Genomic DNA, 19828 nt, shown 5'->3' on the forward strand with positions numbered 1-19828 from the left:
AGAATCCATCGGGCGGCAAGTTATGTGGCGAAATGGATTCCGGGTTCACGCTTCGCGTGCCCCGGAATGACAGGCCGGTGCGCTAATCCGCTCCCACCCAATTGCCGTGGAAGCCGTCGGGCACGCGATGGCCGAGCTGCACCAGCGCGGCGGGGCCGGCCTCGATGTCGGTGGCGTTGAACACGGCGAGGTCGCTGCGGTTCTCCCGTGCGCGCCAGACCACCGCCAGCAGCCAGCCGTCGCCTTCCGCAGCATCCCTCGATCGTTCGACGAACACAGGCTCGGAGACGGTGTCGCCCGCCGGGAGCAGATACTGCCCGAGCCGCTTGCCGGCACCGTCGACATGAACGATGCCCGATAGCGCGCCGAACATCGGCAGACGCGGATTGGCGCAGGCGTACCAGCCGTGACGGCTCTTCAAGCCGGCGCGCCGATCGTCAATGCGCGGAAATTCGCCAGTGAGATCGTCCAGATAAGTTTGCTGAAAGCGGTCGGTATCGCCAGAGAGGTCGAAGCTCCAGCGGCAGTGGCGGGCGCGCGATTTCTCCGGATCCGTCGGCCGTCCATCGGGATGGGGAAACAGCGGCGCTTGCTCGAATTGCATGACGTCGGCGATGATGCGGTCGCCGTCCTCCCACGCGTTCATGACGTGGAAGACGTAGCAGGCCTGGGCGCGGAACCAGACGATGTCCTTTGCCGTGCCGTTGCGCTTCATCACGCCGACATAGGCGCCTTTCTCGGGCTCCCAGGCATAGGGCGGCTTGCCGCTCATCGCGCGCTCCGTGCTGCCGGTGAGGGGCAGGATCGGAAACAGCACGTGATGTTCGGTGACGATGAAGTCGTGCACCATGCTGGCATAGGGCGTCTCGAAGCGCTCGAAGCGCGTGACCTTGCCGCCCGCGTCGATCGATCCGTAGGAGAGGGCAGGGGTCAGCGGGCCCGCCGCATTGTAGCCGAAGAACACCAGCTCGCCCGTGACAGGATCGACCTTCGGATGCGCGGTGAAAGGGCCGGCAATGCGGCTCTGGTAATTGCAATAGCCGCGCGTCGCCAGCGTGCCCGGCTCGATCTCGGTCGGCAGATGTCCTTCTTCAAGCGCGAGCAGCTTGCCGGCATGGAAGATGATGTTGGTGTTGGCGACGCCGCCGTCGGTCAGGTTCGTGGGCGCATCCGGCAACCTGCGTCCAAAGCCGCCGAACAGCGCGCGGCCGGCATCGTGCTCGGCGAGCCATTTCGGGGTGCGGACCCAGCGATTGCGGTAGGAGGCGCGTCCCTCCTCCAGATGGAAGGCGTGCAGCATGCCGTCGCCGACGAACCAGTGGGCGCCGGGGGAATCGAACTGCGGATTGGGCCCGTTGCGATAGAGCGTGCCGTTCAGCTCGCGCGGCAATTCGCCGACGATCTTGAGAAAAGGCGCGTCCGCCTCGAACGGGATGGGAGCGATATTGTTGCGGCGCTCGGCGGTCACGTCATGATGCACGGCGTATCCCTCGCTATCTTTACATCGTAAAGATGCATAGAGCCAGGCGCGGCTTCCGTCAAGTGAAATCTTTACACTGTCAATATTGCGTCATATAGCTTGCAAATGGCCAAGAGCGATACCAGGGGCGACACCAAGGGCGGAACGGCACGTAGGCCGCGCAGCCCCCAACGGACATCACAGGCATCTCGTGCCGCGCGCCGCCCGGCAGCAGCGAAGACCGAGACGCCGTATCATCATGGCGCCTTGCGCGAGGCACTGCTGCAGGCGGCCGAACGGGTGCTGGAGCGCGATGGGCTCGCCGGCCTGACGCTGCGCGCGGTGGCGCGCGAGGCCGGCGTCTCGCATGCCGCGCCGACCCATCATTTCGGAGATCTCACCGGCCTCGTCAGCGAGCTCGCGGCGATCGGCTTTCGCCAGTTCAATGCAGCGATGGCCTCGGCTTGCGATACGGCCACCTCGCCGCTGGAGCGGGCCCTGGCGCGGCCAAAAGCCTATGTTGCCTATGCCCAGGCGCATCCCGGCATGTACGGGTTGATGTTCCGCACCGAGCGGCTCGACTATTCGAGGCCCTCGTTGCACGAGGCTGCGGAATCCTCCTTTGCCGGGCTTGCCAATGCCATCAGCGCGATGCGGCAGGAGCCGATCAGCGGCAACGCCCTGACTATCGAGCAGGGTGCCGCGATCGCGCGGGCCTGGTCGATGGTGCATGGTTTCACCATGCTGCTGCTGGACGGGCGGCTCGAGGATATCCTGGAGCGGCTGCCCGCAGGCACCACGGCAGAGCAGCTTCTGGAAGCGATCCTGAAGTCGACGGTGGCTGCCAGGATGCCCTCAGGCACCTGATCGAGCGAAACGTTCGATGCCACGGAACTCGCGGCGCTGCACATTGTTCACTGTGGGCAAGCATCAAACGATACAGGGATAGGCCTGACAGCGGGGCGGAATCGTTCTAGAAGAGCGGCTTCGCTCGGGCTCAAGCAGCCTCGTCCGCGTCCTCTTGACACCTGATCATGCCAGTCATCGCTCCCCGCAAAGCCTATCGCGTCGGCCGTTCCAAGACCGGACTTGGCCTCTTCGCCACCATGCCGATCAAGAAGGGCACAAGGATCATCCGTTATTTCGGTCCGATCCTGGACTCCCGCATCCCTGAGCACGACGAGATCGAGAACAAATATCTGTTCGAGCTCAACAACCGCTGGACCATCGACGGCTCGGTGCGCAAGAACCTCGCGCGCTATATCAACCATTCCTGCCGGCCCAACGCCGAATCCGACGTGCGCCCGCGCGAGCGGAAAGTGTACATCCGCGCCATCAAGAACATCGAGCCGGGCGACGAGATCAATTACGATTACGGCACCGATTATTTCAAAGCCTATTTGAAGCCGATCGGCTGCAAGTGCCCGTCCTGCGAAAACAAACGCAAGAAGCAGCGCGCCGAAGCCCGGGCCGAACGCGCCAAGGTGAAGGCGCGCGCGGAGCGCAAGGCGCAGAAGGCCGGTGCAAAAACCACCGCGGCGAAAAAGAAGAAGCTGAACGGCAAGCATTTTGCCGGCAAGGTCGGCCGCGCGAAGGCGTAGTTACCGCCGGGCGGCTGGCTCTCACATCAGTTCCCCTGATTGGTCCTCAGGCTGCAACTGCTCCATCCGCAGTGGCGAGGACATTTACGTGAGCTGCCAGCCCGTCGGGCAAAACACCCTGTCGAGCCGCGCCTTCAAGGGCGTTTCCCGATCGACACGACGTACGGCGGGGAGCAGCTTGCCACACGCGCGGATATCGTAGGGTGGGCAAAGCGAAGCGTGCCCACGACAACCGGAGTGGTGGGCACGGCGCCTTGCGCCTTTGCCCACCCTACGGCATCGCACGTTGCAGCGCGTGCGGGACACGAGCGCTTCACGCCGCCACTGCACCGCCGCTCTTGCGCAGCCCCAGATATTGCAGCTCGGCGAACACGCCGGTCGCGATCGCCTGCGCCACGACCATGAGTTCGCCGAGAAGGTTCGGCGACACCGCGCCCGAGAACAAGAGCGCGATGCTGCCGACTGTCCAGGCGGCGTTGCCGACCACGACCAGCAACACCAGCGGCCTCAGGACCGCTGTGCGCGAGGCGAGCCAGCCGACCAGCGCGGTGTAGGCGATCAGGAACAGACCGGTTTCGCGCAGCAGCGCCTCGGGCAGGTTGAACAGGGTGGCAAATGCGCCTGCACCAAAAGTGAAGCCGAGTGCGGCGACGCCGCTGAAGACGGCGTCGGCGAGCAGGGCGCGGCGCAGGAAGGTGGATGCGTCGATCATCAGAAGTCTCCTAGGTTGGGGTGGCTTGGGGAACTCAATGCCTGCAGCGCCACCAGGCGCGGAGCAGGCGGGCGAGGCGGGACGGGCAGAGGCTCCTGCCGACGCTGTGCTCGAAGGCCGTGACATGTGCGACGACATAGTCGCCGGTCGAATGCACCAGCGGCTCCGGCATGTTGAGGCTGCGCGCCAGCATCCGGGTCGCGAGCGTCATCGCCCAGGGAAGAAGGTGGTCTGCAAGGGTGCGGTAGAGCAGCAGCGCGATCATGGTCATTCTCCTGTGCTCGGGAAGATGCGCTGGCCGGCGGCCCAATTCGATTACCTCGCGGGTAATGGAACGGGTGAAATACGCATGGTAGGTTTTGGACCATGAACGCACATGCATCCACGGCACGCGCCGAATCCAGCCAGCCGATCCATATCGGTGATCATTTGCGCGAATGGCGGCAGCGCCGCCGCATGAGCCAGCTCGACCTCGCCAGCGAGGCGGAGATTTCGGCGCGGCATCTGAGCTTCGTCGAAACCGGCCGCGCCGCGCCCTCGCGCGACATGGTGCTGCGGCTCGCCGAGCGCCTCGATGTGCCCTTGCGCGAACGTAACGTGCTGCTGGTCGCCGCAGGCTTTGCGCCGGCCTTTCCGCAGCGCTCGCTGGAGGATCCCGCCTTGAAATCAGCCCGCCAGGCGATCGACCTCGTCCTGAAGGCGCATGAGCCAAATCCGGCGCTGGCCTATGACCGGCACTGGAACCTGGTCTCCGCCAACCGCATGGTGGCGCCGCTGCTCGCCGGCGTTCCGGAGCGGCTGCTGGCGCAGCCTCTCAACGTGCTCCGGCTCGCCTTTCATCCGGAGGGACTGGCGCCACGCACGGTCAATCTCGCGGAATGGTGCGCGCATCTGCTCGAGCGTTTGCACCGGCAATGCGAGGCGACGGCCGATCCCGAGCTCATCAAGCTCTATCACGACCTCAAGAGCTATCCCATTCCGGCGCGCTCGGGGCCGCTGTCCGGCGACAATGTCGCCATTCCCTTCAAGCTGCGCCAGAATGGAGAGATACTAAGTTTCTTCTCCACCACCATGGTGTTCGGTACGCCCGTCGACATTACCCTGTCGGAGCTGGCGCTGGAGACGTTCTTCCCGGCAGACGAGCGCACCGCGGAGCGGCTCAGGCAGATGGCCGCGGCCATGACCTAGTTGCCTTCATGCGTGACCCTTGCCTCGGGGCGGGTTCGGCTTATCTTGGAGCAAACCCGCACCGCCCAAGGAGGCGCTCATGAGCACCCTCAAACCGCTCCAGATCGATGTCGTCTCCGACGTGGTGTGCCCCTGGTGCTATATCGGCAAGCACCGGATCGAGAGCGCGCTCGCGCTTGTGCCCGACGTTCCGGTCAAGCTGAACTTCCGTCCGTTCTTTCTCAATCCCTGGGTGCCGCGCGAGGGCATCAGCCGCGAGGATTATCTCACCACCAAATTCGGCTCGGTCGAGGCCTATAAGGGCATAGCGGGGCGCGTCGTCGCTGCGGCAAGCGAAGAGGGCCTCGTCTACAAGCCCGAGCTGGTCGCACGTCAGCCCAACACGACCGATTGCCATCGCCTGATCCTGTGGGCGGAGGCGATCGGCAAGGCGCCGGAAATGAAGCAGCGGCTGATGGAGCTGTATTTCCGCGATGGCGGCGATCTCACCGATGTGAACGTCCTGATCCAGGCGGCCGCCGATGTCGGCCTCGATGCCGACGACGTGTGCAAGCGCCTTGCCACCGACGAGGACGTCGCGCGTGTGTCGGCCGATGCGCAGGAGGCCGCCGACAAGGGCATCTCCGGCGTGCCGACCTATGTCTTCGCGCAGAAATACGCCGTTTCCGGCGCGCAGGATCCGAACCTGCTCGCCCGCGCCATTCGCCAGGTGTCGGCGGAGATCAACGCGCAGGCGGCGGAGTAGCGTCGGCTCGGTTGCGGAGCAGATGGACCGCGCGGCGCGCGACCTCGCGCGCATAGCTGCGTGTGCTGAGCGCCGCATGAATGAGCGGCACCATCGGACCATGTCGTCGCAGCGGGATCAGCACGTCGCCAATCGCAAGGCGGTCGCGCCAGATCGGGTTGATCATGGGATGGTCGGCGCTCGCGGTCGAATCCGCACTTGCGATGGTCGGATCTGCGCAGAGATGACGAGTCAGATCGAGCGTGAGCTGCACGCCCGGTGAATATTTTGCGAAGCGCTCGTCGATGCCGAGCTTGAAGAAGAAGGCGCGGTCCTGGTGGCGCAGCACGATGCCGGCCGCCACCGGAATTGTCCCGGCGCGCAAGCTGACGATCTCGCATTGCGCGGTCTCGGCAAGCGCAGGGACGGCGCGGCGGATGAAGGCCGCATCGCCCGTGTCCTGAAGCAGAGCGGTGCCGCGCTTGCCCTTCCAGCCGCTGGCCTCGAGTTGCAGGAAAATTTCGAGCGCGGGCCCGATCTCCTCGACCTTGCGCGCGACGTCGAAGCTGATCGCGCCATGTTCGGCCAGGCGACGACGCTGCCGGCGCAGCTCCTTGAGCCGCTTGGCACCGAGCGCCGCGTGCAGCAGCCTGTCGCCATCCTGTGTTGCATCGAGACTGGCACGGACATGGGAGCCGAGCACGCGCGGCCTCAGGCCGGCCCGGCCGAGCGCTTCCTTGATCGCGCCCATCGCGGCGCCATCAAGCGCAACGTCGCGCAGAACCAGCGCATGCGCACCAGCTTCGCGTGCCCGCTGCAGTAGGCCTGTCGCGGCCTCGGCCGGGACGTCGCGGTCGATCAGCGGACTGCACAGCGTGCCATAGGGATGCGCGTTCACCAGTGCGGGCAGGGGGATCTTGCAGGCCCGCCAGAGCGAGACCACCGGCATCAAGCCGATCAGTCGCCTCGAGGCGCCGGCGCGTACGGGCAAGGCCGAGGCACCGATACGGCCGCGCGCGGTTGCGCTGACGGCGAGCTCCCAAGCGGGCAAATAATAGCCGTTCGGCTCGACCGCCCGCTGCGCAAGCGCGCGCCACTGGCCGGGCTCGATGGCTGTGAGCGGGACGAGCGCAGCCGTTGCATCCTCTGCCGATGCCGGATTGATCGCAGCCTGGTGCGCGATGTCGACCACGTCACGTCGTCCCCGTTCACGCTGGCTCAGCCGGCGTTAGAGGTCATGCTTAGCGCAAAGATTGGAAAATACCGTTGGGAAACGCGTTCAATTCGAGCGGTATTGTTAACCTCTCATTCACCATCGAGGGTCGCGCCGAGGGCGTCAGTGTCACTGGTCGCGGGGTATGAAGTGATCGCGAGCGCTTGCGCGGCCGCCATCGGCGGTGTCCGTAATGGCGATATCGATGTCGCGCGAGGTCTGCGCTAGGTGGGCCGGGTCGACCTGCACCGACAGGCGGATCTCGCGGGTCTGATCCTGCCCGACCTCGATGACCGGCCTGTGATCGGGGCCGGCTGCGATGCCGGCGACGCGAACGGTCGCGCCCGGCAAACCCGAAACATCGAGTGCGAACGATCGCGCTGCGCCCTTGTTGAGGATGCGCACGGTGTAGTCATTGCGCACACCGCCATCCGAGAGCTGAACGAACAGCGGATTGCGCTCATGCAGCACGTTGACGTCCATCGTTGCGCGCGTGGCGAGGGTATAGAGCATGACGCTCCCGACGACGGCGATGGCTGCGGCATAGATCAGAGTGCGCGCGCGGATCAAGCGGTAGATCGGCGCCTTGCCGTCGCGGCGGCGCTGCATGTTGATGTCGGTGTCGTAGCCGATCAGGCCCGTAGGCCGGCCAATCTCACGCATGACGTTATCGCAGGCGTCGATGCACAGGCCGCACTGAATGCAGCCGAGCTGGATGCCGTGGCGGATATCGACTCCGGTGGGGCACACATTGATGCATTGGTGGCAGTCGACACAGTCACCGGCGAGATCGCCATGGGCGCGAGCGGCTTCGGCCTTCTTCACTGACATGCGCGGTTCGCCGCGGTCGCGACGATAGGTGACGTTGAGGGCCCACTCGTCGGTCAGCGCCGCCTGGATGCGCGGCCATGGGCACATATAGATGCAGACCTGCTCGCGGGCATGCCCGGCGAAGAGGTAGGTCGTTGCGGTCAGGATGCCGATCCAGAGATAGGCGACGAACGGGGCCTGGAAGGTGGCGAGATCCTTCACCAGCGTCGGAGCGTCGGCGAAATACAGAACCCAGGCGCCGCCAGTCCACCAGGCGATCATGATCCAGAGAAAGTGCTTCAGCGCGACCTTGCGGATGTGAGCGAGCGACCAGTAGCGCTTGTCACCTTGCATGCGCTCGCGCCGGTCGCCCTCAACCCAGCGCTCGACGGCGTAGAACAGGTCGGTCCACACCGTCTGCGGGCACATGTAGCCGCACCACAGCCGGCCGGCGAGGGCATTCATCAGGAACAGCGTCATTGCCGCGATGATGAGGAGACCGGTGAAATAATAGACCTCCTGCGGCCACAGCTCGATGAAGAAGAAATAGAAGCGGCGATGCGGAAGGTCGATCAGCACGGCCTGGTCAGGCAGGCCGGACCCGCGATTCCAGCGCACGAACGGTAGCAAGTAGTAGGTTCCGAGCGTGACGCAGAGGATCGCCCATTTAATGCGGCGGAACAGGCCGTGCACCGATTGCGGATAGACCTTCTTGCGCTTTTCGTAGAGAGGCCCTTCGATGAAGGTATCGTCAGTCATGGCAGCCTCCCCGCGTCGCGTTTGCGAAACGCCTCAGTCCGGTGCGCAGAAGAGGCGGTACAATGTCTCCAGCACCAGGCGTGCTTCCCGGCTCGCAAGGCTGTAATATATCGTCTGTCCCTCCCGCCTGGTTTTGACCAGGCTCAAAGCGCGCATCTTTCCGAGATGTTGGGATAGTGCCGCCGAGGAAAGGCCGGCGATGTCGGCGAGCTCACCGACGGATTTCTCGCCGTCCAGCATGTTGCAAAGAACCAGGAGCCGCTTCGGATTGCCCATGGCGGTGAGGAGGCGGGAGGCCTCGTCAGCCTTCTCCTCCAAAGCGACCAATTCCTGATTTCGGGGCTTGCGTGCCATGGCTGCGCTATATATTAGTATATTCGAAAATAAGAAGCAACGGAATTAAGAGATATCCTGTGCCCATGCCATAGGGCTCACACCGATTCCGGAGGATCAAAATGAGCGTCACCCATTTCACGCCGGTCGCCTCGCTGCTGGGCGGCGCGCTGATCGGTCTGTCCGCCGTGCTCTTGATGTGGGCGACGGGACGGATCGCCGGCGTCAGCGGCATCGCGGCGCGGTTGTTCCCGCCCTACGAAGACCGTGAGTTCGCCGGCCGGCTCGCTTTCGTTGCCGGCCTCATTGCTGCACCCTTGGTGGTGCGGCTCGTGACCGGAAGTCTGCCGGAGCAAACGATCGCCGCGGGGGTGCCGGCGCTGATCGTTGCGGGGCTGCTGACCGGCTTCGGGTCGGTGTGGGGCAGCGGCTGTACGTCCGGCCATGGTGTCTGCGGCCTGTCGCGACTCTCGGTGCGCTCGCTGGTGGCGACCGCGACCTTCATGGCGGCCGGCATGGCCACTGTTTTCGTGATACGGCACTGGAGCTGAGACGATGGCCATTCTCGTTCAATTCGCGATCGGCCTCGTCTTCGGGCTTGGTCTCATCGTGTCCGGCATGGCGAACCCGGCAAAGGTCTTGAATTTTTTGGACGTCGGCGGGATCCCCGCGGGGACGTGGGACGGGAGCCTTGCGTTCGTGATGGCCGGTGCGGTCGCAGTGACCTTCGTCGGATTCAATCGCGTCCTGAAGCGTGCGCGGCCGTTTTTTGCCGCTCGCTTCTATGTGCCGACGCGGACCGATATCGATCCCAGAATTGTCGCGGGTCCCGCCATCTTCGGCATTGGCTGGGGAATGGCAGGCTTCTGCCCCGGGCCGGCATTGACCGCGCTCGGTTTCGGCTCGGCGTCTGCCTTCATCTTCGTCGCGGCGATGTGTGCCGGCATGGTGCTCGCCCGCTTCATCGCTCATTTGCCGTCGCTGACGCGCTACGCCACGCCAGCCGATCCGCTCGAAACCTGAAATCAACAGAGAGTAGCGTCATGGACAAGAATTATCCCGCGATCACCAGGCAGATCTCCGCCAATATGAAAAAGCTCCGCAACGACATTCCCGACACGATGAAGGGATTTGCCGCGCTCGCCCAGGCGGCCACGCGTGACGGCGCGCTGGACAAGAAGACCAAGGAACTGATTGCGCTTGCGCTCGGTGTTGCCGCCCATTGCGACGGCTGCATCGGCTTTCACGCCGAAGCGCTGGTTAAGCTCGCTGCGTCACGCGAAGAGATCGAGGAAGTGCTGGGCATGGCCGTCTATATGGGCGGCGGGCCATCGCTGATGTATGCTGCGGATGCGATCGCCGCATATGAACAATTTCAGCAGCAGATGGTCGCTGCCTGATCCGATCCGGCGTCAAGTCGAGCGAACAGACCGGGCGAAGTTGTTCGCCCGGTCCCGTCCCGTCCTATTGCGCTGCTTACCAGCGATCGTCGCCGACTCCGACGCCCACGCTGACACCGGGCGCGCGAATGCCGACGCCGGCGCGCGGGCCGTCATCCCAATCACGGTAGGTGCGGCGCTCGTAATAGCGTTCGCGCGGCATGCGCGCGTAGGAGTCGCGCACGATCACGCGAGCGCCGCCGTGGGTGCGGTAGCAATTGCCGGCGTCATCGCAGACGAGCCGGACCTCCTGAATGAGATCGGGGCTGGTGTATTCGCTGGTCGTATAGAGATCCGCAGCCTTCGCGCCGCTCCCCGCCGCCAGAGCGCCGACACCGGCCAGCAGTGCAATCGTGATCATCCTCATCCTGTCCTCCTCCGAAACTGCCCTCGGCGGTAACAAGAATGAGAGACCGCGATCGTTCCGGCTGAATTTCAGGTTTTTCCCGGAACCGGATTGTCGTGCGGCGTGAAGTTTCGCTAGATCGGCTGGTAGGCTTCCGACCCGCAGATATCATCTGCTTCCGCGCGCCGCCGGTCGATGATCTTCCCGCCCGATATCGTGACGATGTAGGTCTGGGTGCCCAGTGCCGAGCCGGTGGCGGAGGTGAGGTTCGCGCGGACGCAGGCCGTCCAGCCCGATCCGCGGACCTCGTGATGGGGCAGGGCGACCTGTACCTCGCGCGGATAGGATGTGTTGAGAAAGACCACGTCAATCTGCTCGCGGACCACGCGCTTGACATCCGGCGGCGGCTCGGGCGGCGGCTGTTCGGCCTCCTTGATGCGCATGAACTCGGGCACTGGCGCGCGGCTGTCGGCAAAGCCGCACGCACCGAGCGCGAGCACGCAGGCAAGCAGCGGCACATGAGCAACAATCCGCAACATTCGTGAAGGTCCCCCGCGGGCCAACAGATAGGCGCGAATTCGAACGGAACGAAGTCCTGCCCGATCAACATTTGCTGAAGGGCTGGGGTGCGCCGCGTTAGCTATGATTCGTCGCAGGCGCAGATGGGCGGCGGCCAGCGCCATTCGAACGAGGCCGACGAAAGGCCCAAGCTGGGGTAGAGACCCCGGCGGTTCAGGCCTTGCCCTTCAGCTAGGTGATCGCGCTCGATGCCGCTGGAATGGCCCGGCGAAGTCCGGATCACAAATTGATGCTTGCGTGCGGGTCGTGCGAACCGTCATTCACATCCTGCGCGCTATTGCACGAAGGCGAGGCCGACACGCCTGCCGTTTCGCCACACCGCGCGGCAATGCCGCACGAAATTGTCGCATGAAATCGACAGCGTGAACGAGGGCGGCAATAAACCAGGATTTTCAAGGTCGATCGCGGCACCGCGGTCCGAGATGTTGCGCACCGTGCAAGCCAGGCCGCTGCCTTCAAAGGTGACCGTACCACCCTTGAAAACCCGATGACGTTGCGTTGCACGCTTCTCGATCATCCGCGTTGGTCCATAGTGACGATTGTGAAATAGCGCATAGAAATTGCGTTGATCTAAACTCAATACTGGCGCTACTTGCAGGGCGCTTAAGATTTCGTTTACGACGTTGAGGCGGCGAGTTACTCCGCCGTGTTTATCCCGCAAGCCTTTCCTTTATGGCGTTACGCGCCCATGGAGATTCCGAATGAAGACCAAGCTTTTCCTTTTGTTCGCCGCAGCGCTCTCTTTGACATCGATGCCGGCCCACGCCGTCAAGTGGGATCTCTCGACCATGACCTGCAAGCAGTTCCTCGAGAGCGGCGAGGACAACATCGCCGTCGTGCTGACCTGGATGGACGGCTGGTACAAGGGCGACGAGGACAACGCCATCATCGACACCGAGGTCTTCATCGAAAACGCCAAGAAGTTCGGAGCCTATTGCGGAAAGAATCCGACCGTCAGCGTCGTCACCGCGGCCGACGAAATTCTCGGCAAGTAATCCTTGAAGTAATTCTTGAAGCGAGCGGGCCGAGGCGTGATTGCGATCGCGCCTCGGCTCTCGCTTCGATATCATTGGCACGGAGAGCCGCGGTGCGCCTTGCGCGCACGCGGCTCTCTTCGTTTCGGATGATGCTCAGCCCGGCAGCATCGCGAACGCGCTCGACACCATCGCGACCTGCTTGTTGTCGCTGGCGGAGAGCAGGGTGACGCGACCGAAGCTCATGGTGCGTCCCAGTCGCACCACGCGCGCATCCGCCAGCACATCCGACGAGGCGACCGCGCGCATGAAATGCGTGGTCTGGTCCACCGTCGTCATCGGACGATAGCCCTTGTTGGCGGCGAGGTTCGCGATCACCATCGCGGTGTCGGCCAGCGCCATCAAGGCCTGGCCGCAGACAACGCCCCCGTTGCGGCATAGCTTCTCCGAGAACGGCATGCGGAGCAGCGCGCCAGGCTGCCAGTCCGGCACATCGGCCGGTGGCGTGTGCTCGATGCGCTCGACGGAGAGGTTGAGATCCTGGACCCAGGGCGCAAAGACCTCGCCGAGGATGCGTCTGGCCTCGGCGATGCCGAACTCGGCTTCAGGCTGTGATGGCATTGCGTTCGTTTCCTCCTGTGTTGCCCGATGTTTCGTCCACTCTGCGCGCTTGGGCGCGGTGACGTCACTGCTGCGGTCGGCTTGAAAATGCCTGACTTCGCCCGATATGATGCCATGCTTGGGAGCGGGTGGACGATGTTGCGTCGATGTGTCCTGATATTTTGCTTGGCCGCGCTCGGCCTGGCGCTGAACGGCTGCACCAAATGCGGTCCGATTTGGGACGACTGGCTCCATGAGCCGAAATCGTGCAGGTCGGATCGGCTCTAGCGGGCTGAAGCGGGGCCCGGCGCTGCGCAGAGGGGCAGGGTGTGGTATCCGCCCTCCATCCACGATCAAGGAGTGAGTGATGAAGCTTTTCCGTATGGCGGCGGTGCTGGCGCTGGTGGCTGGACCGGCCTTCGCGCAGGATGGGGCGGCACCCCATATCAATCTGATGGCTGATGGCCCGCCCAAGACCGATGATGAGAAGGCTGCGGATGCTGCGCGTGAGAAGGCCTACAAGGAAACGCTGAAGAAGATTCCGGATGCCAAGGCGTCCAACGATCCCTGGGGCGGGATGCGCGCCGACCCGCCGAAGCAGCCCGCGCCGAAGACTTCGGCCGTCACCAGCGCGCCCAAGAAGCCCAAGGCCGGGACGGCCGCCAACTGACCGCGCTCCCGGAGGCGGTTGGCGCCTCCGGCGGGACTCGCCTTTGCCTGGTAGCGATCCTACATCCTTCGCAGTGTAGCGTTGAGGAGGCAGGACATGGCGGATCGTCCGCGGGACCTCGCCGAGCGGATGGCGCGCCGGCGCAAACCGGCCGCCAGAGCGAGCGAACCGGCCGGCGACGGCTATCTGCGCGAGAGCTTCACCCTGCCGCGCGCCGCGGCAAGAGCAAGGGCGCAGGCCTTTTTCGCGCGCTATCCGAAAGCCGGTTACATGAGCGAGGTCGAAACCTGGCGCGAATTGCCCGGCGGCGACATCGAATTCACCATGCGGCGGTTGCCCAGCGCGGACTAGTCGTCTCGGTTTCGGTCAACCCGGCCGGTTCACGCCGTCTTGCCCGATCGCCTTCAGTTCCCGATCGATGCGTAACTGCACCCGACGGATGGCCAAGAGGTCGATCTTCGTCTCGGTCTTACCTGTCTTGGTCTCGTCGCCGATCCGGAACTGCCATTGCCACACACCCGGGATCGCCGTCTTTGCAACCGTGAACTCTACGCCCCTGTGATTCATGGTCACCTCCACGATTCACCTATCCATGTGCGCAAACATGTTGGGCGTGAGAATATTCCGCCGACAAGCGAAATTTGCGTTAAGTGGAGGAAAATTCACGAAGATCCTGAAAGCGCGCGCAGCTCGAAGCATGCGAAATCAGATTCCGAAACTGGAGGCCGACGGTCGCGTTGCATGCGGAGCTGGTACCGCGATTCAAGGCCGCGCACCCGCCTGCCAGGTCATCAGCCTTACGACCAGGAACTCTGTTCATGGCAGGAGAACCACGGAAGCGCGCGACATGCGCTCACGCGCGAAAAAAAACCCGCCAGGGGAGAGCCGGGCGGGTAGAAGGTTATTGGAGGCTGAGGTGCTGGGCTGCAACACCATAGCCAAATGACCGTAGCCCGCTCAGCTTACGACAGCCTGACAGAATGGATCGGCGACTGGGTTGGAGGCTCACTGTTGGTCCACCGGGCAAACCGACGCTGGAGCAGTCGCGTCCCAATTCAGACATCTCCGCGCACAACTTCAGACACAAGCGTTGGCGACACTTTCCGCGCACGGCGAAGCCATGGGGGATACGTGGCGCGCCGATAGCGGGGTGGCATCATGGACAAGGTTGAGCGGTCATTCGCCGCCGCGACGGCGGCTGGCTTCGTGGTGTTGGTGATCGGCATCGTGCTACTGGCGCTGATGTAGGGACCGAGCGGCACGCGCCGCCATAGCTGCGAAAACAACCCCATGCACAGTAGGCAGCGACTCGTTTCGCGTGGCCTTTATCGTTAGTGCACCTTGATCTCGTCCAGGGGCAGATGCAGATCGGCGGCGCGCTCCTCGCGGTCCTTCTTGCGGAACTCGCTTTCCCTGCGCTCGAACTTCAGCATCTCCTCGAGCGCGGCCGCGCGCAGCTGATTGCGCCTGTTCGCATCGTGGTGCGCATCTTCCGTCATGACCCGATCCCCGACTGTGGCAGCGCCGTTCTCCAGGAAACGCCCGCGGCCACAGAAAAGTTCTGTGCCGAAGCATTGCGAAATTATGACGGCAGAACGGCTCTTCCGTCTTTGATACACATCATGTGTCAGAAGAGCGCCGAAAGCTCATTTCGGGAAATAAGGACATCCAACGTTCCCCTGCCGGAACACCGCAGTTTAACGGACTTCACATCCTCCACGATCTCGGTAGAAATACGTGGGCCGGGGCTGGAATTTGATCCCGAACAATTATTGCAACCGGCAAGGGGCCACCGCGAGGTGGCCCCTTTCGATTCCCGACATTCGCCAAGGCGGATGAGGGCAGCCCCAAATCTGGCGCTGTCCTAATACGGGCAGCCCCCGCCAAATCTGCAAAGAACATATTGCGAACCTAGAACAAATAGTGTACATTGTTTTTATCGACGATCCGCCGCGCCAATCGTTTGTCCCGCACCCGAATCCTCGCCATAAGGAGCACGACCCAATGTCCACCACTGCCCTGCGTATCGTCGAAGGATCTTCCATGGACAAGAGTAAAGCTCTGGCTGCCGCGCTCTCCCAGATCGAGCGTCAGTTCGGCAAGGGCTCGGTGATGAAGCTCGGCAAGAACGACCGTTCGATGGACATCGAGGCAGTGTCGTCAGGCTCGCTCGGGCTCGATATCGCGCTCGGCATCGGCGGCCTGCCCAAGGGGCGCATCGTCGAGATCTACGGGCCGGAATCCTCAGGAAAAACCACGCTGGCGCTGCACACGGTGGCGGAAGCCCAGAAGAAGGGCGGCATCTGCGCCTTCATCGACGCCGAGCACGCGCTCGACCCGGTCTATGCCCGCAAGCTCGGGGTCAACATCGACGAGCTCTTGATCTCCCAGCCCGACACCGGCGAGCAGGCGCTGGAAATCTGCGACACGCTGGTGCGCTCGGGCGCGGTGGACGTGCTGGTGGTCGATTCGGTCGCGGCGCTGGTGCCAAAGGCTGAGCTCGAAGGCGAGATGGGCGATGCGCTGCCGGGTCTTCAAGCGCGGTTGATGAGCCAGGCGTTGCGCAAGCTGACGGCCTCGATCAACAAGTCAAACACCATGGTGATCTTCATCAACCAGATCCGCATGAAGATCGGTGTGATGTACGGCTCGCCGGAAACCACGACCGGCGGCAACGCGCTGAAGTTCTACGCCTCGGTCCGCCTCGACATCCGCCGCATCGGCGCGATCAAGGAGCGCGACGAAGTGGTCGGCAATACGACGCGTGTGAAGGTGGTGAAGAACAAGCTGGCGCCCCCCTTCAAGCAGGTCGAGTTCGACATCATGTACGGCGAGGGCGTCTCCAAGATGGGCGAGATCCTCGATCTCGGCGTCAAAGCCGGTATCGTCGAAAAGTCCGGCGCCTGGTTCTCTTATGACAGCCAGCGCCTCGGCCAGGGCCGTGAGAACTCGAAGGCGTTCCTGAAGTCCAACCCGGACATCACCGCCAAGATCGAGACCGCGATCCGCCAGAACTCCGGCTTGATCTCGGAGCAGATTTTGGCCGGCACGCCCGAGAGCGACGCCGACGGCGAGGAGCCGGCGGACGAGTAAGCCTTAAAGCGAAAAGTTTTCGCGAGGAGCGGGCGCTGAGGACGTTGAGTTGCCGACGTCGTCAGTGCCCGTTTCTTTTGTGCGTTGGCGGCCGGGAGATTTTCGCCGTCACAACCCGATCAGGCGCTGGTGGGGCGGTACGCTGCTCACAAATGAACGGCTGTGGCGGTGCGATGGAGAGACCCGTTCGCTGGTGGCGCCCTAGAAGCGCATTCAGTGCCGTAGGGTGGGCAAAGGCGCACTTGCGCCGTGCCCACCATCTTCCAACGTGGCGGGTGGTGGTGGGCACGGTTTCGCTTTGCCCACCCTACGAGACCGCCGTTGTGGCTTACTCCGCAGCTTGCGCGTAGTCGCTCACCGGCGGGCAGGAGCACACCAGATTGCGGTCGCCATAGACGTTGTCGACGCGGCCCACCGGGCACCAATATTTGTCGGTGCGCGAGACGCCGTCGGGGAAGCAGCCTTCGCTGCGGGTGTAGGCACGAGCCCACGCATCGTCGGCGATGTCGTGCACGGTGTGCGGAGCGTGGCGCAAGGGCGAGGCTTCGATCTTGAAGCGGCCGGCCTCGACCTCGGCGATCTCTTTTCGGATCGCGATCATGGCATCGCAAAAACGATCCAGCTCGGCCTTGGATTCCGACTCGGTCGGCTCGATCATCAGCGTGCCCGGCACCGGGAAGCTCATGGTCGGCGCATGGAAGCCGTAATCGATCAGGCGCTTTGCGATGTCGTCGACGGTGACGCCCGAGGTCGTCTTCAGCGGGCGGGGATCGACGATGCACTCATGCGCGACGCGGCCCTTCTCGTTCTTGTAGAGCACCGGGAAATGCGCATCGAGGCGTGCGGCGATGTAATTGGCATTGAGGATCGCGACCTCGGTGGCGCGCTTCAATCCTTCGCCGCCCATCATCAGGATGTAGATGTAGGAGATGGTCAGGATCGAGGCCGAGCCGAACGGCGCGGCCGAGACCGGGCCGACCGCAGCATCCGCCTTGGTTGCCGGGTGACCCGGGAGGAACGGCGCGAGATGCGCCTTCACGCCGATCGGGCCCATGCCGGGGCCGCCGCCGCCATGCGGGATGCAGAAGGTCTTGTGCAGATTGAGGTGGCTGACATCGGCGCCGTAATCGCCGGGCCTGCTAAGGCCGACCTGCGCATTGAGGTTGGCGCCGTCGAGATACACCTGGCCGCCATGGCCATGGACGATGTCGCAGATCTCGCGGATATGCTCCTCGAACACGCCGTGGGTCGAGGGATAGGTGATCATCACAGCGGCGAGATCGTTCGAGTGTTTCTCCGCCTTGGCACGGAGATCATTGACGTCGACGTCGCCGTTCTTCTCGCAAGACACAACCACCACGTCCATGCCGACCATCGCGGCCGAGGCCGGGTTGGTGCCGTGGGCGGAGGAGGGGATCAGGCAGATCTTGCGATGGCTCTCCCCGCGCGCCGCATGATAGCCGCGGATCGCCAGCAGCCCGGCATATTCGCCTTGCGCGCCGGAGTTCGGCTGCAGCGAGATCGCGTCATAGCCGGTGATGTCGCACAGCCACTTCTCCAGCCGTGCAAACAGCGCGTGATAGCCGGCCGCCTGCTCGCGCGGGGCGAACGGATGCAGCGAGCCGAACTCCGGCCAGGTCAACGGCATCATCTCAGTGGTCGCGTTCAGCTTCATGGTGCAGGATCCCAGCGGGATCATCGCGCGGTCGAGGGCGAGGTCGCGATCTGAGAGCTTGCGCATGTAGCGCAGCATCTCGGTTTCCGAGCGATGCGCGTGGAACACCGGATGGGTGAGGAACGCGGTGGCGCGCTTCAGCGCTTCCGGCAGAGCTTCGCGCGTGGTGGCGTCGATCTCGGCATAGGACAGCGTGCCGCCGAAGGCGCGCCAGACGGCTTCGACCGTTGCTGATGTCGTGGTCTCGTCGAGCGCAATGCGAAGCGCGGTATCGCCGATGCCCAGATTGATCTTCTCGGCGGTCGCGCGCGCAATGATTTCGGCGCGCTTGGCGCCGGCATCGACGCTCAACGTGTCGAAGAAAGCTTCGCTCTCGGGCGCAAAGCCGAGCTTGCGCAAGCCGGCCGCGAGCACGGCGGCGCGGCGATGCACATTGCGCGCGATCTGCGCAAGGCCCTCGGGGCCGTGATAGACCGCATACATCGCGGCGATCACGGCGAGCAGCACCTGCGCGGTGCAGATGTTGGAGGTCGCCTTCTCGCGGCGGATGTGCTGCTCGCGGGTCTGCAGCGCGAGGCGATAGGCGGGGGCGCCGCGGGAGTCGACGGAGAGGCCGACGATGCGGCCGGGCAGCGAGCGCTTCAGCGCATCGCGCACCGCCATATAGGCCGCGTGCGGTCCGCCATAGCCCATCGGCACACCGAAGCGCTGGGCCGAACCGATCGCGATGTCGGCCCCTAATTCGCCGGGCGAAGCAATCAGCGTCAGCGCCAGCAGATCGGCGGCGACGATCGCAAGCGCGCCCTTGGCCTTCAGCGCTGCGATCGCCGGCCTGAGGTCGCGCAATGCGCCCGAGGTTCCCGGATATTGCAGCAGCGCACCCAGCACGTCCGCCTTGTCGAGATCGGTGAGGGGATCGCCGACGACCAGATTCCAGCCGAGCGGCTCGGCGCGGGTGCGCATCACGGCGAGCGTCTGCGGATGCACGTCCTTGTCGACGAAGAAAGCTTTCGCCTCGACCCTCGAGTGCCGCTCCGCGAGCGCCATGGCTTCGGCGGCGGCGGTGGCCTCATCGAGCAGCGAGGCGTTGGCGACGTCGAGGCCAGTCAAGTCGCAGATCATGGTCTGGAAGTTGAACAGCGCCTCCAGCCGGCCCTGGCTGATCTCGGGCTGATAGGGCGTGTAGGCGGTGTACCAGGCCGGATTCTCCAGGATGTTGCGCTGGATCACCGCGGGCAAAATCGTGCCGGAATAGCCCTGGCCGATCAGCGAGGTGAAGACCTGGTTCTGGCGGGCGAGCTCGGCCATATGCGCGATCGCCTCGGTCTCGCTGAGCGGCTTGCCGAGATCGAGCGGGGCGGCCTGCCGGATCGCGGCCGGCAGCGTTTCCGACATCAACGCGTCGACGCTCTTCGCGCCGACCGTCTCGAGCATTGCGGCGACATCGCGCGCGGAGGGGCCGATGTGGCGGCGGACGAAACTGGCGGTGTCGCCATTGGATTTGCGGTGCGCGGTCATCATGGGTCCTCGCTTTAGGTCATCTGTCGTTGCCGTCATGCCCGGGCATAGCCGTCCGAAGGACGGCGTCGCTTCGCTCGCCTATGTCCCGGGCATCCACGTTCTTCGCGCCGTGAGAAGGTCGTGGATGGCCGG

At 64.0% G+C, this 19828-nt stretch carries 24 protein-coding genes; 11 read left to right on the top strand and 13 right to left on the bottom strand.

All coding sequences use genetic code 11. The features are described from left to right. Window positions 1-82: 82 nt before the first annotated feature. Window positions 83-1480, bottom strand: coding sequence for a carotenoid oxygenase family protein (locus ACNJX9_RS15630; protein ID WP_439409471.1), 1398 nt, complete (start codon window positions 1478-1480; stop codon window positions 83-85). Between the two features lie 105 nt (window positions 1481-1585). Here ACNJX9_RS15630 and ACNJX9_RS15635 point away from each other — a divergent pair, with 105 nt between their 5' ends. Next, window positions 1586-2326: a TetR/AcrR family transcriptional regulator gene (locus ACNJX9_RS15635; RefSeq protein ID WP_439409472.1), complete on the top strand. Its 741-nt coding sequence runs from the start codon at window positions 1586-1588 to the stop codon at window positions 2324-2326. Between the two features lie 167 nt (window positions 2327-2493). After that, entirely contained in the window at window positions 2494-3060 is a 567-nt protein-coding gene (locus ACNJX9_RS15640; protein ID WP_057747361.1) for an SET domain-containing protein, read from the top strand. A gap of 313 nt (window positions 3061-3373) precedes the next feature. Here the strand turns inward: ACNJX9_RS15640 and ACNJX9_RS15645 are convergent, their stop codons facing one another. Both ACNJX9_RS15645 and ACNJX9_RS15650 read right to left on the bottom strand, forming a co-directional pair. After that, window positions 3374-3772 (bottom strand): hypothetical protein, encoded by a 399-nt coding sequence (locus ACNJX9_RS15645; RefSeq protein WP_271599966.1) that lies wholly within the window; start codon window positions 3770-3772, stop codon window positions 3374-3376. A 34-nt stretch (window positions 3773-3806) separates the two neighbouring features. Then, window positions 3807-4037 carry a hypothetical protein gene (locus tag ACNJX9_RS15650; protein WP_205668222.1) on the bottom strand — a complete coding sequence of 77 codons (231 nt, stop codon included), beginning with the start codon at window positions 4035-4037 and terminating at the stop codon, window positions 3807-3809. Window positions 4038-4138: 101 nt separating this feature from the next. Between ACNJX9_RS15650 and ACNJX9_RS15655 the strand changes: the two genes are divergently transcribed. Then, entirely contained in the window at window positions 4139-4960 is an 822-nt protein-coding gene (locus ACNJX9_RS15655) for a helix-turn-helix domain-containing protein (RefSeq protein ID WP_057747358.1), read from the top strand. 79 nt (window positions 4961-5039) lie between these two features. Further along, window positions 5040-5705, top strand: a complete 666-nt coding sequence (locus ACNJX9_RS15660) for a DsbA family oxidoreductase (protein WP_439409473.1) — start codon at window positions 5040-5042, stop codon at window positions 5703-5705. Here the strand turns inward: ACNJX9_RS15660 and ACNJX9_RS15665 are convergent. The 3 genes from ACNJX9_RS15665 to ACNJX9_RS15675 form a co-directional block, all read right to left on the bottom strand. Continuing rightward, window positions 5683-6876 carry a GNAT family N-acetyltransferase gene (locus ACNJX9_RS15665; RefSeq protein WP_057747356.1) on the bottom strand — a complete coding sequence of 398 codons (1194 nt, stop codon included), beginning with the start codon at window positions 6874-6876 and terminating at the stop codon, window positions 5683-5685. The genes ACNJX9_RS15660 and ACNJX9_RS15665 overlap by 23 nt on opposite strands. Before the next feature lie 150 nt (window positions 6877-7026). Beyond that, window positions 7027-8466 (bottom strand): cytochrome c oxidase accessory protein CcoG, encoded by a 1440-nt coding sequence (ccoG, locus tag ACNJX9_RS15670; RefSeq protein WP_057747355.1) that lies wholly within the window; start codon window positions 8464-8466, stop codon window positions 7027-7029. A 33-nt stretch (window positions 8467-8499) separates the two neighbouring features. Continuing rightward, window positions 8500-8820 (bottom strand): ArsR/SmtB family transcription factor, encoded by a 321-nt coding sequence (locus ACNJX9_RS15675; RefSeq protein WP_057747354.1) that lies wholly within the window; start codon window positions 8818-8820, stop codon window positions 8500-8502. A gap of 101 nt (window positions 8821-8921) precedes the next feature. Between ACNJX9_RS15675 and ACNJX9_RS15680 the strand changes: the two genes are divergently transcribed. Genes ACNJX9_RS15680 through ACNJX9_RS15690 form a run of 3 tightly spaced genes read left to right on the top strand, consistent with a single transcriptional unit; the run spans window position 8922 to window position 10199 of the window. After that, window positions 8922-9350, top strand: a complete 429-nt coding sequence (locus tag ACNJX9_RS15680; RefSeq protein ID WP_057747353.1) for a YeeE/YedE family protein — start codon at window positions 8922-8924, stop codon at window positions 9348-9350. Window positions 9351-9354: 4 nt separating this feature from the next. Further along, window positions 9355-9822, top strand: a complete 468-nt coding sequence (locus ACNJX9_RS15685) for a DUF6691 family protein (protein WP_439409474.1) — start codon at window positions 9355-9357, stop codon at window positions 9820-9822. A 20-nt stretch (window positions 9823-9842) separates the two neighbouring features. Then, window positions 9843-10199 carry a carboxymuconolactone decarboxylase family protein gene (locus ACNJX9_RS15690; RefSeq protein ID WP_057747351.1) on the top strand — a complete coding sequence of 119 codons (357 nt, stop codon included), beginning with the start codon at window positions 9843-9845 and terminating at the stop codon, window positions 10197-10199. 76 nt (window positions 10200-10275) lie between these two features. On the opposite strand, the gene ACNJX9_RS15695 is transcribed toward ACNJX9_RS15690, so the two are convergent. The 3 genes from ACNJX9_RS15695 to ACNJX9_RS15705 form a co-directional block, all read right to left on the bottom strand. Beyond that, window positions 10276-10605, bottom strand: coding sequence for a hypothetical protein (locus tag ACNJX9_RS15695; RefSeq protein WP_057747350.1), 330 nt, complete (start codon window positions 10603-10605; stop codon window positions 10276-10278). Between the two features lie 113 nt (window positions 10606-10718). Further along, window positions 10719-11123, bottom strand: coding sequence for a hypothetical protein (locus tag ACNJX9_RS15700; RefSeq protein WP_439409475.1), 405 nt, complete (start codon window positions 11121-11123; stop codon window positions 10719-10721). 314 nt (window positions 11124-11437) lie between these two features. Further along, window positions 11438-11680, bottom strand: coding sequence for a PilZ domain-containing protein (locus ACNJX9_RS15705; RefSeq protein WP_439409476.1), 243 nt, complete (start codon window positions 11678-11680; stop codon window positions 11438-11440). Window positions 11681-11864: 184 nt separating this feature from the next. Between ACNJX9_RS15705 and ACNJX9_RS15710 the strand changes: the two genes are divergently transcribed. Further along, the gene (locus ACNJX9_RS15710; protein WP_439409477.1) at window positions 11865-12158 is read left to right on the top strand and encodes an HdeA family protein; all 294 of its coding nucleotides are present in this window, start codon (window positions 11865-11867) and stop codon (window positions 12156-12158) included. 135 nt (window positions 12159-12293) lie between these two features. Here ACNJX9_RS15710 and ACNJX9_RS15715 read toward each other — a convergent pair whose 3' ends face one another. Continuing rightward, complete coding sequence (locus ACNJX9_RS15715; RefSeq protein WP_057747402.1) at window positions 12294-12758, bottom strand: PaaI family thioesterase; 465 nt, start codon at window positions 12756-12758, stop codon at window positions 12294-12296. 346 nt (window positions 12759-13104) lie between these two features. Between ACNJX9_RS15715 and ACNJX9_RS15720 the strand changes: the two genes are divergently transcribed. Both ACNJX9_RS15720 and ACNJX9_RS15725 read left to right on the top strand, forming a co-directional pair. Then, complete coding sequence (locus ACNJX9_RS15720; protein ID WP_271618090.1) at window positions 13105-13407, top strand: hypothetical protein; 303 nt, start codon at window positions 13105-13107, stop codon at window positions 13405-13407. Between the two features lie 96 nt (window positions 13408-13503). Beyond that, the gene (locus ACNJX9_RS15725; protein ID WP_057747345.1) at window positions 13504-13758 is read left to right on the top strand and encodes a hypothetical protein; all 255 of its coding nucleotides are present in this window, start codon (window positions 13504-13506) and stop codon (window positions 13756-13758) included. Between the two features lie 15 nt (window positions 13759-13773). On the opposite strand, the gene ACNJX9_RS15730 is transcribed toward ACNJX9_RS15725, so the two are convergent. After that, a complete protein-coding gene (locus ACNJX9_RS15730; protein ID WP_057747401.1) occupies window positions 13774-13974 on the bottom strand; it encodes a hypothetical protein in 201 nt (66 codons plus the stop codon). Window positions 13975-14738: 764 nt separating this feature from the next. Next, window positions 14739-14906: a hypothetical protein gene (locus ACNJX9_RS15735; protein ID WP_083514196.1), complete on the bottom strand. Its 168-nt coding sequence runs from the start codon at window positions 14904-14906 to the stop codon at window positions 14739-14741. A 505-nt stretch (window positions 14907-15411) separates the two neighbouring features. Between ACNJX9_RS15735 and recA the strand changes: the two genes are divergently transcribed. Next, window positions 15412-16500, top strand: coding sequence for a recombinase RecA (gene recA, locus ACNJX9_RS15740; protein WP_057747344.1), 1089 nt, complete (start codon window positions 15412-15414; stop codon window positions 16498-16500). 328 nt (window positions 16501-16828) lie between these two features. Here recA and gcvP read toward each other — a convergent pair whose 3' ends face one another. Next, window positions 16829-19693, bottom strand: coding sequence for an aminomethyl-transferring glycine dehydrogenase (gene gcvP / locus ACNJX9_RS15745; RefSeq protein ID WP_439410067.1), 2865 nt, complete (start codon window positions 19691-19693; stop codon window positions 16829-16831). Window positions 19694-19828 lie beyond the last annotated feature (135 nt).

The organism is Bradyrhizobium sp. BLXBL-03 (assembly GCF_051853015.1).
In the GTDB taxonomy this organism is placed as follows: domain Bacteria; phylum Pseudomonadota; class Alphaproteobacteria; order Rhizobiales; family Xanthobacteraceae; genus Bradyrhizobium; species Bradyrhizobium manausense.